15 protein-coding genes are annotated in these 13,808 nt (G+C 44.0%); all 15 read left to right on the plus strand.

All coding sequences use genetic code 11. The annotated features are described in order from the left end of the window. Window positions 1-41 precede the first annotated feature (41 nt). The 15 genes from ASG89_RS37095 (at window position 42) to ASG89_RS02480 (ending at window position 13,635) form a co-directional block, all read left to right on the plus strand. Complete coding sequence (locus tag ASG89_RS37095; protein WP_057308704.1) at window positions 42-1,091, plus strand: glycoside hydrolase family 76 protein; 1,050 nt, start codon at window positions 42-44, stop codon at window positions 1,089-1,091. A 154-nt stretch (window positions 1,092-1,245) separates the two neighbouring features. Further along, complete coding sequence (locus tag ASG89_RS02420; protein WP_057308705.1) at window positions 1,246-2,046, plus strand: sugar phosphate isomerase/epimerase family protein; 801 nt, start codon at window positions 1,246-1,248, stop codon at window positions 2,044-2,046. Window positions 2,047-2,075: 29 nt separating this feature from the next. After that, complete coding sequence (locus ASG89_RS02425; RefSeq protein ID WP_063867642.1) at window positions 2,076-3,431, plus strand: TrkH family potassium uptake protein; 1,356 nt, start codon at window positions 2,076-2,078, stop codon at window positions 3,429-3,431. 349 nt (window positions 3,432-3,780) lie between these two features. Then, the gene (locus ASG89_RS02430; protein WP_057308706.1) at window positions 3,781-4,380 is read left to right on the plus strand and encodes a TerD family protein; all 600 of its coding nucleotides are present in this window, start codon (window positions 3,781-3,783) and stop codon (window positions 4,378-4,380) included. 38 nt (window positions 4,381-4,418) lie between these two features. Further along, a complete protein-coding gene (locus ASG89_RS02435) occupies window positions 4,419-5,000 on the plus strand; it encodes a TerD family protein (protein ID WP_057308707.1) in 582 nt (193 codons plus the stop codon). A 231-nt stretch (window positions 5,001-5,231) separates the two neighbouring features. Next, on the plus strand, window positions 5,232-5,975 hold the full coding sequence (locus ASG89_RS02440; protein ID WP_057308708.1) for a TerC family protein: 744 nt from the start codon (window positions 5,232-5,234) through the stop codon (window positions 5,973-5,975). A 79-nt stretch (window positions 5,976-6,054) separates the two neighbouring features. Next, window positions 6,055-7,158 carry an HpcH/HpaI aldolase/citrate lyase family protein gene (locus ASG89_RS02445; RefSeq protein ID WP_057308709.1) on the plus strand — a complete coding sequence of 368 codons (1,104 nt, stop codon included), beginning with the start codon at window positions 6,055-6,057 and terminating at the stop codon, window positions 7,156-7,158. Continuing rightward, window positions 7,103-8,518, plus strand: a complete 1,416-nt coding sequence (locus ASG89_RS02450; protein ID WP_057308710.1) for a phosphoribosyltransferase family protein — start codon at window positions 7,103-7,105, stop codon at window positions 8,516-8,518. The genes ASG89_RS02445 and ASG89_RS02450 overlap by 56 nt, the downstream gene beginning before the upstream one ends. Next, on the plus strand, window positions 8,491-9,624 hold the full coding sequence (locus ASG89_RS02455) for a cysteine protease StiP family protein (protein ID WP_057308711.1): 1,134 nt from the start codon (window positions 8,491-8,493) through the stop codon (window positions 9,622-9,624). The genes ASG89_RS02450 and ASG89_RS02455 overlap by 28 nt, the downstream gene beginning before the upstream one ends. Continuing rightward, entirely contained in the window at window positions 9,621-10,454 is an 834-nt protein-coding gene (locus ASG89_RS02460) for an HAD family hydrolase (RefSeq protein WP_057308712.1), read from the plus strand. The genes ASG89_RS02455 and ASG89_RS02460 overlap by 4 nt, the downstream gene beginning before the upstream one ends. Beyond that, complete coding sequence (locus ASG89_RS02465; protein WP_057308713.1) at window positions 10,451-11,473, plus strand: ATP-grasp domain-containing protein; 1,023 nt, start codon at window positions 10,451-10,453, stop codon at window positions 11,471-11,473. The genes ASG89_RS02460 and ASG89_RS02465 overlap by 4 nt, the downstream gene beginning before the upstream one ends. Window positions 11,474-11,504: 31 nt before the next feature. After that, entirely contained in the window at window positions 11,505-11,645 is a 141-nt protein-coding gene (locus ASG89_RS37400) for a hypothetical protein (RefSeq protein ID WP_157276491.1), read from the plus strand. 89 nt (window positions 11,646-11,734) lie between these two features. Further along, on the plus strand, window positions 11,735-12,343 hold the full coding sequence (locus ASG89_RS02470; protein ID WP_057308714.1) for a sigma-70 family RNA polymerase sigma factor: 609 nt from the start codon (window positions 11,735-11,737) through the stop codon (window positions 12,341-12,343). A 57-nt stretch (window positions 12,344-12,400) separates the two neighbouring features. Continuing rightward, complete coding sequence (locus ASG89_RS02475) at window positions 12,401-13,045, plus strand: pentapeptide repeat-containing protein (RefSeq protein ID WP_057308715.1); 645 nt, start codon at window positions 12,401-12,403, stop codon at window positions 13,043-13,045. Between the two features lie 26 nt (window positions 13,046-13,071). Then, on the plus strand, window positions 13,072-13,635 hold the full coding sequence (locus ASG89_RS02480) for a 5' nucleotidase, NT5C type (RefSeq protein WP_057308716.1): 564 nt from the start codon (window positions 13,072-13,074) through the stop codon (window positions 13,633-13,635). Window positions 13,636-13,808 lie beyond the last annotated feature (173 nt).

A 13,808-nucleotide genomic window follows, 5' to 3' on the forward strand; every position in this document is an offset into this window, starting at 1 on the left:
TTCTGCCTCTACCTTTTTTAAACGAAGGAGCGGAGGAATAGATGAATGCGGAAGCGTTTGTAGATCATGTTCAAGGAGCCCTATGGAAGCTATATTGGAATCCAGAGAAAAGTATAATGCATCAGTGGGATGACAGTAGTACAGTCAATCGACCCGATGAAAACTACTATTATTGGTGGCAGGCTCACGCGGTAGATGTCTGTATCGATGGCTTCGTAAGAACTGGGAAGCAGGAGTATGCGGAGCGCATGGAGCAACTGTTTCACGGGATACGCCAATCCAATGGGGGGACGTTTCGTCATCACTACTATGACGATATGGAATGGTTGGCACTAGCTTGGCTGCGAGCCTATGACCTAACGGGGGATCGGAAATATCGAGAGGCTGTTGCTGATTTGTGGGAGGATATTCAAGGCGGATGGAATGAGCAGATGGGCGGCGGTATTGCGTGGCGGAAGAGTCAATTAGATTACAAAAACACACCAGCTAATGCGCCAGCAGCCATTCTGGGTGCTCGGTTATTTCAACGCTTTGGTGATGCGGCCGACCTGGCCATGGCCCAAAAAATTTACGCGTGGAACAAAGCGACGTTAATGGATCCAAATGATGGTTTTGTCTGGGATGGGATTAATCGTCAAGGGGATGGGCAGCTAGATAAGGATTGGCAGTTTACGTATTGCCAAGGGGTATTCATTGGTGCGGGCTTAGAATTATATACCTGCACCGGCGAGGCAATGTATCAAGCGGATGCGCGTAGAACTGCACATGCTGTAGATACGCGATTGTGCGATCCAGGATCAGGGATTATGCCGGATGAAGGGATCGACGATACAGGGCTCTTTAAAGGGATTTTAACTCGCTACTTGATGCAAATGGCAAAGTGCTGCCCTGATTTTGAATTGCCGGCTAGACTGATTACGAATAATGCTTACATGCTGATGAAGCAGGGGATTGACCCCAAAGGACGCGTTGGAACGGACTGGCGAATAGCTCCTTCGGAAGGTCCTATTCAGCTAAGCGTTATGCTAAGCGGCGTTATGTTATTGGAGGCGTATGCGGTCCTGCAGTTCAATGGGACATATAGGTTATAGGCCAGTTCGAAAGGGAATACGACCTATTTGAACGTGGATCGATTGACTGTTTTATCATTAGAGAAGGTTAGAAATTTGCACTAGTCAAATAATGTAAGATGCATTAAGCTTGACTCATTGTTGTGATGTAATGTGATGAGGAGGGCTTTTTAAGATGGAAATCAAATTATTTAAAGCATTGTGGGGCATGGAGGGTTCGCTGGAGTCTCAGTTTGAGCGTATTTCAGCAGCGGGATACGAAGGAATTGAAGCGCCAATGCCGGCACTTGCGGAAGAAGAGCTGTTCCGGAAGCTGCTGGAGAAACATCAATTGGACTACATTGCGATGGTATTTACCCAGGGCCCTGATCATGTAACCTCATTTGCTGAGCAAGTGGTACGTGCTGTATCATTTCAACCTATTAGCATTACTTCACATAGCGCCAAGGATTCGATGCCCTTTGAAGAGCAAGTCGAATTCTTTCGTAAAGCGGCTGATATTGAGAATAAATACGGAATTGCCATCGGCCATGAGACACACCGCGGCAGAGCCTTGTATAATCCTTGGGAGACGGGCAAGCTGCTAGATGCTGTGCCTGGGATCAACCTAACAGCGGATTACAGCCACTGGTGCTGTGTAACCGAGACCACCTTAGAGAACCAAGAGGAGAATTTGCACAAATCCTTCTCCCGTGTCCAGCATATTCATGGCCGAGTAGGCTATGCGCAAGGACCTCAAGTACCAGATCCAAGAGCTCCGGAGTATGCACACGAATTGCGGCGGCATATGAGCTGGTGGGACAGCATCGTGCAAGCGAAACAAGAGGCAGGCGTAACAGCAATTACGTATACACCAGAGTTCGGCCCTCCGGGTTATCTTCACACCTTGCCATTTACGAACCAGCCTGTTGCAGATTTATGGGATGTATGCCTTTGGATGGGAAATCATTTCAAAGGACACTATAAGAGTAACTAATCCTACTACTCTCAGTTGAAGGTATAATCATGCTTAATAAACTTCAGAAGATGCCTGCATCAAGACTTATTGTTATCGCTTATCTGATTGGCATCTTTCTTATCGCTATCCTTCTTAAATTACCTATCAGTTTAAAAGCGGGCGCCACAATCTCCTTTGTGGACGCCCTCTTTACATCTGCAAGTGCTGTCAGTGTAACAGGGCTAACCACGGTTGGTATCAATGATACACTTAGCAGTTTCGGCATTGGCGTACTTATCGTTGCTTTTCAATTCGGTGGGATCGGCGTCATGACGTTGGGGAGTTTCTATTGGCTATTGTTCGGGCAGGAAATCGGATTGCTGCAACGGAAGATGATTATGATTGATCAGAATCGCAATAATTTATCTGGATTGGTTCAGTTAATGAAGCTTGTCTTGGGCTTTACACTGATACTAGAGGCGATTAGTACATTGGCATTTGGCTTGTATTTCTATTGGACAGGTGAATACGGATCGTTTTGGAGTGCATTGTATTTCGGGATGTTTCATACCATTTCGGCGTTTACGAATGCTGGATTTGATCTGTTCGGTAACTCTCTGCTTAATTATTCGAGTGATTATTTCGTTCAAGCACTTACGATGTTTTTGATTGTATTAGGCGGGATTGGGTTCCCAGTTCTGGCGGAGTTGCGAGAATATTGGTGGGGCGGGCATAAGAATTTTCGATTCTCCCTGTTTACCAAGCTGACACTCGTTACGACATCGGTATTGTTACTGTCCGGGGCAATTGGCTTCTGGTTGACGGAGCGAACACATGCATTGGCAGGGATGAGCTGGCACGGGAAAATACTTACTGCACTCTTCACATCCGTCACATCACGCAGTGCTGGACTTACAACAATTGATATGTCTACCATTACTGAGGCAAGCTTGCTGATCGTATCAATTTTAATGTTTATTGGGGCAAGCCCATCCAGTATGGGGGGCGGTGTTCGTACAACGACTGTAGCCGTTATTGTACTGTCCCTAATTGCTTATGCGCGCGGGGAGAAAGAACCGAAGGTCTTCGGTCGGACGATAAGCCAAGAGGACTCGCTCAAAAGCTTTGTTTTTTTCCTAACGGGTATAGCACTGCTTATCGGAGGAATTTTCGTTCTGCTGTTAGCTGAGCCGGACCGTTGGGGGGTATCTGCGATCCTATTCGAGGTGGCATCAGCATTTGGAACATGCGGTTTATCCACGGGAATCACGGCAGATCTTGGTACCGTTAGCAAAATCTCGCTCATCGTGCTCATGTTTATCGGAAGGATCGGTTTGTTTCTATTCTACTCCTTATTTACGAACGGGAACGGGAAGAAGAAACCTCTAATCCGCTTTCCAGAAGAAAAGCTAATCATTGGTTGAGCAGTGCCTCACGACAGACCAGCAACGATTCGATTGCCTTGGGATAGCTGATGCCATACATCTTGTTATGACACCACACTTGGATCAACTAGCGTGCGCGGATCAGAAGGAAATGTCGGAGTCCTCTCAATGGAAATTTTTTGAATACCATAAGTTGTAAGATGTTATAATAAGATAAAACGCAGCCTAGGATCGTCCTGTGGCTGTTTTTCTTTTGAATTCTGGGGGATTATGACTACTAAAGTCGAATTCACAAATAATTTACCCAGGAAAGTGAAACGTGATTGAATTTCATGCGTATCAGATAAGGGAGTTCACTAAAACAGGTAAGCGAAGGGAGGTGACCTCGTTGACAATCAGTTTAGTCAAAGGTCAAAAGATTGATTTAACTAAAGGTAACGCAGGTCTTTCTAAAGTTGTGGTTGGATTGGGTTGGGATCCTGCTGTTGTTGAGAAAAAGGGGTTCTTCGGCTCAAAGAAATCGGCAGTCGAGATCGATTGTGACGCTTCCGTGATCTTATTGGATGAAAAGGGAAGAATAACGAATCAGAAGCATGTGATTTATTTTGCTAATCTACAAAGCCCTGATGGTTCAGTCGTTCACTCTGGTGACAACCGTACCGGCGATGGTGATGGTGACGATGAGACGATTTCTATTCATTTAGGACAAGTTCCTGCGGATGTGAGTAAAATCGTATTCGTCGTGAATATTTATGACTGTGTGAACAGAAAGCAGGATTTTGGTCTCATTCAATCCGCTTATATTCGTGTATTGAATGGTTCTAATCAACAGGAGTTGGTTAAGTTTAACTTAACGGATGACTATTCAGGCAAATCATCCCTCATTGTTGGTGAAATTTACCGACACGGCGGCGAATGGAAATTCAGTGCAATTGGTGAAGGCAGTACAGATACAACGATTGGACAATTGGTCAAAAGATATCAATAATGGCACAGCCAAATCCTATATAAAGAGAGGTTTTTCACATGTCTATTTCATTATCTAAAGGTCAGAAAGTCGATTTAACGAAAACAAACCCAGGTTTGACGAAAGTTCTTGTTGGCTTAGGCTGGGACACGAACAAATATGATGGAGGTAAGGATTTCGATTTGGATGCTTCCATTTTCGCTGCGAATGCTGCTGGTAAAGTTGGCAACGACTCCGATTTTATTTTCTACAACAACACCAAAAATGCGAATGGTTCCATCGAGCACAAAGGTGACAATCGTACAGGTGCAGGCGATGGCGATGATGAAGTTATTTACATTGATCTTAGCGCAGTACCTACTGAAACAGAGAAAATCGCATTCTGCATTACAATTCATGATGCGGAAGCAAGAGCGCAAAACTTTGGACAAGTTTCCAATGCTTATGTGCGTGTGCTAAATGAAGGATCAGGCGCTGAATTAATTCGTTTCGATCTTGGCGAAGATTTCTCCATTGAAACAGGCGTTGTTATCGGTGAACTTTACCGCAATAACGGTGAGTGGAAATTTAGTGCAATCGGCAGTGGTTATAGAGATGGACTAGCAGGTTTGGCACGCGATTACGGTTTGCAAACTTCTTAAGATGGAAGTCTAGCATAATAGGGTGATGCTTTCTGGATGTTTTCAGATGCATCACCTTCCCTACTCTTCTTAATCAATTCAACTCATGAAATGGTTTTCTCTTGACCAGCTTTGTTGCGTTATGGATTGGAATTCAATGATCCGAGAATACGAATTGTGTAATCGGTGAATGAGATAGATGAGGATAGATCGCACAAAGACGAATAGCAATTAAACAGGGGGTCCATCTTAATGTCAGAATTTTTCAGTAGTTTTGTAGACAATTTCATGAATTTCTTTAGTTGGGACGTGCTCTCAGCAACGCTAACGGATCCCGTAAACTGGGGGATTATCGGTACACTTGTTCTTCTCGAAGGCTTACTTTCGGCAGACAACGCGCTCGTGCTTGCTGTCATGGTTAAGCATTTACCGAAGGAACAGCAGAAGCGAGCTTTATTCTATGGTTTATTAGGAGCTTACATATTTAGATTTATCGCCATTGGTGTGGGTACGTTCTTAGTACAGATTATTTGGATTAAGGTAGCCGGTGGGTTGTATCTCCTGTGGATTGCTTATAGTAACCTCTTCATGAAGAAGCATGGCGATGATGGAGGGGAAGTTAAGAATAAAGGTCTTTCCTTCTGGCGTACCGTTCTTGCAGTAGAAATCATGGATATTGCATTCAGTGTCGATAGTGTTCTTGCCGCATTTGGTGTGAGCGATAAGGTGTGGGTATTGTTCTTAGGTGGAATCTTAGGCGTCCTCATGATGAGAGGTGTGGCGCAAGTGTTCTTGAAGCTCATTGACAAGATTCCAGAACTGGAGAAAACAGCGTTTATTTTAATTATCGTCATCGGTCTCAAAATGATTGCTGGAGCATTCGGTTTCCACATTTCACATGTTATCTTCTTCTCCGTCATTATTGCTTTGTTCGGAGGAACAATTATTTTGAGCTCACTTCGTAAGAGAAAATCTGGATCTGTTAAAGGATCTTAAATCACATCATACGTGTAAACATGGACAATCCCTCCGCCTAGGAGGGATTGTTCTTTCAAATAAGAAGGGAGGAATCGGCATGCGATATTTCAATTATTTAACAGCGGATGAAGAGAAAGCTTTATTTTATTTACCGCCGAATTCCTTCCATAATCATTCACACAAAGACATTCTAGCTCATTCCATTGGTGCCGCACTGTATATGCCAGCGACACGACTTACGTTTGCAGAAGATATCGCTTTTGGTAAAATTGAAGGCCTCGTATCGGTCGTCTTGGATCTGGAGGATGCGGTCGGGGATAACGAAGTGCATGCTGCAGAGGAATCGCTCATCGGGCAAATGAACCGGATTGCTCATTGGATTGATGTAGGCATTTTGAATGCAGATAATCTGCCACTGATTTTCCTGCGAGTAAGAAGTGTAAATCAATTTAATTATTTATTGGAGCGGTTGGAGGACAACGTAGCGCTTCTGACGGGTATCATGTTCCCGAAATTTACTGTGGAAAATGGCGAGGACTATTTTCGAATTCTAGAAAATTACAATGATGAGAAATCGGAAACGGCACCAACTTTGTACGGATTACCGATTCTGGAATCTGCCTCGATTATTTATAAAGAAAGTCGTACTTCTACTTTACTAGCGATTAATGAAATCATAACGAAGTTTAAGGATTTGGTTTTGAACATACGGATTGGGGCTACAGATTTCTCAAGCTTATTTGGGCTGAGACGCAGCCCTGACAGGACGATCTATGACATAGTACCAATTCGGGATTGTGTAGCTGATATCCTTAATATTTTTGGGCGTATGGAGGCTTCGAACGTGATCTCTGGACCTGTGTGGGAATATTTCCCCACGAAAGGGCTCATCAACGAAGTGAAGATGGATAAGGAGAATGGCATGATTGGCAAAACCATTATTCATCCCACTCACATTAAACCAGTTCAATCGCTTTATACAGTCACGCATGAGGAATATACGGATGCCACGAGTATTCTGTCCAACAACCATGGTGACCTCGGGGTCATGAAGAGCGCGTATGGGAATAAAATGAATGAATTTAAACCCCATTCTAATTGGGCAAAACGTATTCTAATGCGATCACAAATTTATGGGGTGCTGCATGAACAACAAACATTTGATGGATTATTCTTCAAGCCTGACCGAGCGTACGTATAAAATCGCAGGTGATTTGGAGCTTCACGTCCATGTGACCTCTAATCCTTATAACATCCCGCTAGATGCGTTATTCGCAATGGCAGCGAGAATTAATAAGAAACGATCTTTTTTATTTGTAAGTAAGGTATTAGGCAAACATATCCCGGTGAATCCGTATACGTCACTCTTAAGTGGAACTACTCTAGCATTATTATTGCAACAAGCATTACAAGGAAAGGATTCAGAAGAGAAGGTACGGCAGGCTGTTGAGGGGCTTGTACACCCGGAGAAAGCGGAAACGGCTTATAAAGCGATCATGTCTGAGCGGTTACCATTAAAGCAGCCTATTGCTTTTATTGGATTTGCGGAAACAGCTACGGCCATTGGTCATGCGGTATATGAAGCTTTTGGGCAAGGAAGCCATTATTTGCACACGACACGCGAGGTGATTGAAGAATCACCGTCCATCCTGCAATTCGAAGAAGAACATTCGCATGCAACGGCTCACTATGGGTATTCCGACGACCCTGCAATTCTTGCGCTGCCTGAGATTCTCGTTCTCGTCGATGATGAAATTACGACTGGCCGAACATCGCTTAATATCATTCGCGACCTGCAAGGGAAATTTCCAAAGAAAATTTACTACGTGTTAGCACTGCTGGATTGGCGTACAGAGGAAGATATTGTGCAATTTGCTCAGCTAGAGAAGGAACTGCACATTACGATTCACGTCATCTCATTAATTCGCGGGCAAACGAAGGTAGTTGGCTCTAGTGAGAGCTTGTCATTGCAAGCCCCTAGCCCATTGCCTGAGGAGCGCACGGAACTGCTGCAAATTTGCTATGTGAATCGACTATTCTCGCATGCTCCTTATGCAGGCAACCGCCCTTATTTACAACATAGCGGAAGGTTCGGACTTACTCCCTCCAATACGGAACAATTGGATCATTCCATCACGCAAACGGCAGAGCTGCTCAAGCGTAAGCGTACTGGGAGCAAGACGCTCTGTGTGGGCACGGGTGAGTTTATGTATATCCCTATGCGAATTGCTGCTGAAATGGGTACAGGGGTGTCTTATCAATCGACGACACGCAGTCCTATTCATGTCATTGAACAAGGTGACTACGCGGTGAAATATGGACATGCTTTTCCTTCTCCAGAGGATGAACAAGTCGTGCACTTCTTCTACAATATTCCGTACGGCATGTATCAGGATCTCTTCCTTTTTATGGAGAGAGAAGCTTCACCTTCATCTATGGAGCCAATTTTGCGAATTCTCCAAGCGAAGGGACTGCACGCACTGCATATTGTCTTCTTCTCTCCCCAAACGGTTGATTGGAAGGAGACTGAGATATGGAATCTTGGCAATCCAGACGAATAGATGAACCCGAACCAATGGGGAGTTATCCACCTGGTGATGTGACATTTCTACTGAAGAATATCAGCAATATACAGTTGGAAGTCGCCTTAGATGCCAGAGAGCGGGCTATTCAATCCGGAACACACTATTCCGAAATGCTTCCGCAAGAGCATTTGCCTTCCTCGGATTATTTGAACCTGTATCAAGAAACCCTCGAGCTGTCTGCTGAGAAAGTAGCCGTATCCGTAGGTGTGGTAGCTGAGATCATTCGAACAAAGAAGGGGCCAAATACGATCCTCGTTTCTTTGGCTAGGGCGGGTACGCCTGTTGGCATTTTGATCAAGCGATACTTGCAAGATATCCACCAGATGAACCTGCCGCACTATAGTATCTCGATTATTCGAGGCAAGGGAATTGATGAGAACGCTCTCTTGTATATTTTGCAGAAACATCCTGGAGCAAGGCTGCAATTTATGGATGGGTGGACAGGCAAGGGGGCCATTCGTAAAGTGCTTACCCAGGCTTGTGGCAAAATGGCAAGGGATTACGGGATCATCCTGGACGATGATATAGCTGTGCTTGCCGATCCGGGGTATTGTACGGATATGTTCGGAACCCGTGAGGACTTTCTCATACCGAGTGCATGCCTGAACTCGACGGTCTCTGGTTTAATGAGTCGTACAGTGCTGCGCGACGATTTAATTGGGCCCCATGATTTTCATGGCTCCAAATATTACAAGGAATGGCTGGATCACGATCAGTCTAATCATTTTATTGAATCGATTGTGCCTTTCTTCAACAAAGTTTCCAAAGATGCTCAGGCGAAGGCGCAAACTTTAGTGACTCATCCGCCTGAGATTTCCTGGCACGGCTTACGAGATATTCAAGCGATTCAGACATCCTATCAGATGGCTGATATCAATTTGATTAAGCCCGGAGTGGGAGAAACGACTCGTGTGCTGCTTAGGAGAGTACCTTGGCGGATCTTGGTAGATCGCATGGATAATCCGCATATTCGGCATATTTTGCTGTTAGCTGAGGCGCGTGGTGTACCTGTTGAGGTGTATCCAGGTCTCACATACTCGTGTTGCGGCCTCATACAATCTGTGAAAGGGGATGCCGAATGATTTATGCCAGTGATCTAGATCAGACATTAATTTACTCCCAGCCTGCAGAGCGAGCAGAGCACTGGGGAGATCGTATCATGGTTGCCGAGCTGATAGATGGTAAAGTGAGATCCTATATGTCCTCAAGCACGTATCAACGATTACAAGAGCTGATGAATGAACTTACATTCATCCCTGTGACAACGCGAACGATTGCACAATATGAGCGAATTCATCTCATCAGTCAAATTCTGAAACCCCAATATGCCGTGACAAGCAATGGGGGTAATATGCTGATCGATGGAAAGGTGGATACGGAGTGGAGAAATCTCGTCAGGACCCGTCTTAGTGAGACGAGTGTCCCTGTCGAGGACATTTTACCCGTGATGGATAGTGTACTTCGTCAGGACTGGGTAACCAGCTCAAGTTGGTGTGATGATCTCTTCTATTCTCATATCATTGAGCGTGACCGCATGCCGTTGCAGGAAATAGCTGATCTCAGCGTTCATTTGAGTGGGATGGGTTGGCGCACTTCCGTGCAAGGAAGAAAGGTCTACATCGTCCCTGAGGCCGTGAGCAAGGGAGCAGCGGTTGCACATCTGAAGCAAGTACTTGGTGGACGGAAAGTCATTGCTTCCGGTGACTCACTACTGGATCAGAGCTTGTTAGACATCGCTGATTACGCCATTGCTCCAGGTCATGGAGAGCTATTCCGCCAAGAGCAGATAGGACAGACGGGGAAATATAGATTTACTGAGGAATCCGGCATTTTTGCAGCTGATGATATCACGTCATTTGTACATTCCACACATAGCGAGCACCGAAAGCTGCTCATAAAGGAGCCCTCATGAAAAAAGTATGGTTTAACCGTTGGTTCTCAGTCGCTTATCATTACATGAACAGCATTCGTAATAATGAGGATGGCGCTAAGTTTAAAATGTACGCTACACATCCAGATCGTAGCCATATGGCGCTACAAGCGGCGGACTTTGCAGACACAGAACCTGTTCTCGGCGATGACGACTATGTGGAATATGCATTGAATTTTTGTAAACAGCATGGGATTGATGTGTTTATTCCTAGGCTGCATATGTACGCGATTGCCAAGCATATCGATGAGTTTGAGAAAATAGGTACACGTGTAACGGTTTGTCGTGATCTGGAGCTCTTAGAAAATCTCATGGAGAAGCAAAAATTCTACGAATCCATTAGGCCTAAAGGGATTGTCGCGATTCCCGATTATCATGTGGTGAATACCGCTGAGGAGTTTCTTGGGGCGCATGATGCGCTCACGGCAGCTGGTCATGGCGTCTGCATGAAGCCAACGAATGGTGAGGGTGGCAATGGATTTCGGATTGTCAGCAATAAGAGGAATGCGCTCACTGATATGTTTGGACCGGTCATGCCGTATCTCACGAAAGAGCAAGTGGTTCAGAATTTATCAAGTGTAGAGCGGTTTGAAGATCTTATGGTCATGGAGTTGTTAAATGGTCATGAATACAGCATAGATTGTTTAGCTTCTGCTTCAGGCGAACTCCTTGCCGCAGTCCCGCGTCGTAAGGCAGATGGACGGTTGAGGTTGTTGGAAGAAGTGCCAGAGTTAATTGAGCTTGCTAATCAGGTAGCGGCTACCTACCGCATTCCTTATAATTATAATATTCAAGTCAAATATAATCAGGGTGTACCGAAGCTGTTGGAGATTAATCCTCGCATGTCAGGCGGGTTACATGTCACTTGTTTATCGGGCATTAACTTCCCGTATTTAGCTGTGAAATCACTGCTTGGAGAGCACGTAGAGGTCCAAAAGCCGACCTTCGGCTTATTGGCAAGCCATATTGAGCAATATGTTATTATGAATCTTGGTGAATAATAAGTGCCGCGCATCATATCTTTGATAAGAGATGATCATTCGTATCAATCAGCAAAGAGGGTGCGCGGTTATGATCGTAGGCGGGTTTATCTTATTCGGAATTATTGTAACGGTAATCGTCATAGCAAGTGCAGAGAAAGCGGAATATGTGTCCAATTTTATCGATAAATAGTCATCTTTGAAGCCTGAAAAGGTTTCTTTTTTTTGCTTTGATTTGGTAGAATAGAAGATAGGTAGTTTTATAAGTGAAGGAGATTTAACATGCTGCAATTAAGCGATAGTCAACTTGCAACAATGTGGAGTCAAGGAGATGCGAATGCGTTTAATCGACTTCTGGAGCTGTATAAAGACAGAATTTATCGATTAGCTTTTCGTATGCTTCGAAATAAATCAGATTCCGAAGATGTTGTTCAGGAGACTTTTTTGCGTGCACATTTGAATTCTCATCGCTTTGACGCTACTAAAAACTTCTCCAGTTGGATCTTTAGCATTGGCAAAAATGTCACGATTGATCTGATGAGGAAGAAGAAAAAAGAACTCTCCATGGATACAAGCGGGTTCCCATCCCAAGATGAACGCCCCTTGATTGAGAAGTTAGTGAGTCATGAGAAGACACCTGAACTTCAACTCATTGAACAAGAAACCTACAGCCAGGTGGAACAAATGATTCAAGATCTGCCAGATAAATATAAAGACCTCATTGTTTATAAATATTATTTGGATATGTCCTTAGAAGACATCAGCCGCGAAGTTAATTTACCTGTTTCTACGATTAAAACTAGGCTTTTCCGTGGCCGGAATTATATCAAAAGAAAATGGGGATCCTTATTCTTCATGCTTCATAGCTTATCTACTATGATCATTTTATAAAGGTAAGCCGTTAAGGCTTATTTTTTTGCCCATTACCTTATGATAAAGGAGCTTCTCATGAGTATTCCTAAATTAGATGTACCCAAAATTCCTAAAGAATTGCCCGTTATTACCTTGCAAGAGGGGAAATTTGAGCCTGAGGACAGCTTTCATACTGGTATCATAAGTGATTGCGTTATTGATAATCAGTCTGCTTATAAAGTCGCGTTTGATAAAATTATTTTTCGCAACGTGACCTTTACACGAATTGCGATGAAAGAAATTGAGTTCACAGATGTTATATTTGATCGATGTGATTTGTCGAACGTCGACTTTACAGAAGCAACGATACATAGAACGGAATTTCGGAATTGCAAAATTATCGGCATGGATCTCACCGGCGCCACACTACGAAATATACTTTTTCAAGATTGCTTAGGGGATTTTACGACATTCCGGATGGCAAATCTCAAACAAATCACGTTTCACACGTGTTCTTTAAACAGTTCTGATTTTTATGAAGCGACTTTGCAAAAGCTACAATTTGAGGTTTGTCAGTTAGAACAAGCACAATTTACAGGTGTGAAACTAGAAGGAATCGACCTCAGCACATGTGAATTTGCAAACTTAGGAGTTAGTATTGAAGATTTGCGCGGATGCATCATTTCTAGAGGACAGGCTTCGGTATTTGTAAGCCTTTTTGGGATCAAATTAAAAGAATAGAGGCAAAGTGAATGGAGGGTTAGACGGTGAAACTTGGATTTGATATTGATGATACCCTCATTAATCTAAGAGAGCATGCATTTCATATTTATAATCAGACGCTGCAGAAGAACATTGAGTTAGAGGTGTTCCACGCCCTCCCTACAATGGAAATTCACAGTGCGTTTGGATTATCCAAGGAAGAAGGAGGAAAGCTGTGGTACAGCCTCCGCGATGAGATTTACTATTCGGACTGTGCGACATTCCCCCATGCGCGCGAGGTGTTGAACAGGTTGGTGGAGCAGGGCCATGAGGTGTACTACATTACCGCCCGAGCCAAAGAGCATACAGAACGCACACGACAATGGTTGCTCAACCATGGATTTCCTGTCGCAGATGGGCATTTCTTCTGTGGGATGAGTGATTCCGAGAAAGTACATATCATAGAAGCACTAGAGCTGGATTATTATTTTGATGATAAACCGGCTGTTCTGGAGACGTTAGCCCATTTGCCAGTCCGTATTTGTGTGAAGGACAGATCCTATAATCGACATCTGGAGTTGCCGCGGATTACGTCTTGGGATGAGCTAGATGAGCTTATGAAGAGTTAAAATAGAATTTGAATTCTAAACTTTCAAAACCATCCAAGTGATGGGGATGAAAGTTTTTTATTTATCTCGCTGTGTCCTAGTGCGAAAAAGCTTCAAGACACCTCACCATTCACCATACGTTTCCTTTCACATCCACAACTATATCTACAACAACAACAACAACAACATCTACT

It is taken from the genome of Paenibacillus sp. Soil766, from assembly GCF_001428105.1.
Taxonomy (GTDB): domain Bacteria; phylum Bacillota; class Bacilli; order Paenibacillales; family NBRC-103111; genus Paenibacillus_E.

Bases quoted from the DNA above. Each gene is read 5' to 3' on its own strand.
- ASG89_RS02455 (WP_057308711.1), top strand. From the start codon at position 8,491: ATGGAATCTTGGCAATCCAGACGAATAGATGAACCCGAACCAATGGGG.
- ASG89_RS02465 (WP_057308713.1), top strand. From the start codon at position 10,451: ATGAAAAAAGTATGGTTTAACCGTTGGTTCTCAGTCGCTTATCATTAC.
- ASG89_RS02435 (WP_057308707.1), top strand. From the start codon at position 4,419: ATGTCTATTTCATTATCTAAAGGTCAGAAAGTCGATTTAACGAAAACA.
- ASG89_RS02460 (WP_057308712.1), top strand. From the start codon at position 9,621: ATGATTTATGCCAGTGATCTAGATCAGACATTAATTTACTCCCAGCCT.
- ASG89_RS02440 (WP_057308708.1), top strand. From the start codon at position 5,232: ATGTCAGAATTTTTCAGTAGTTTTGTAGACAATTTCATGAATTTCTTT.
- ASG89_RS02470 (WP_057308714.1), top strand. From the start codon at position 11,735: ATGCTGCAATTAAGCGATAGTCAACTTGCAACAATGTGGAGTCAAGGA.
- ASG89_RS37095 (WP_057308704.1), top strand. From the start codon at position 42: ATGAATGCGGAAGCGTTTGTAGATCATGTTCAAGGAGCCCTATGGAAG.
- ASG89_RS02475 (WP_057308715.1), top strand. From the start codon at position 12,401: ATGAGTATTCCTAAATTAGATGTACCCAAAATTCCTAAAGAATTGCCC.
- ASG89_RS02450 (WP_057308710.1), top strand. From the start codon at position 7,103: ATGAACAACAAACATTTGATGGATTATTCTTCAAGCCTGACCGAGCGT.
- ASG89_RS37400 (WP_157276491.1), top strand. From the start codon at position 11,505: ATGATCATTCGTATCAATCAGCAAAGAGGGTGCGCGGTTATGATCGTA.
- ASG89_RS02420 (WP_057308705.1), top strand. From the start codon at position 1,246: ATGGAAATCAAATTATTTAAAGCATTGTGGGGCATGGAGGGTTCGCTG.
- ASG89_RS02425 (WP_063867642.1), top strand. From the start codon at position 2,076: ATGCTTAATAAACTTCAGAAGATGCCTGCATCAAGACTTATTGTTATC.
- ASG89_RS02445 (WP_057308709.1), top strand. From the start codon at position 6,055: ATGCGATATTTCAATTATTTAACAGCGGATGAAGAGAAAGCTTTATTT.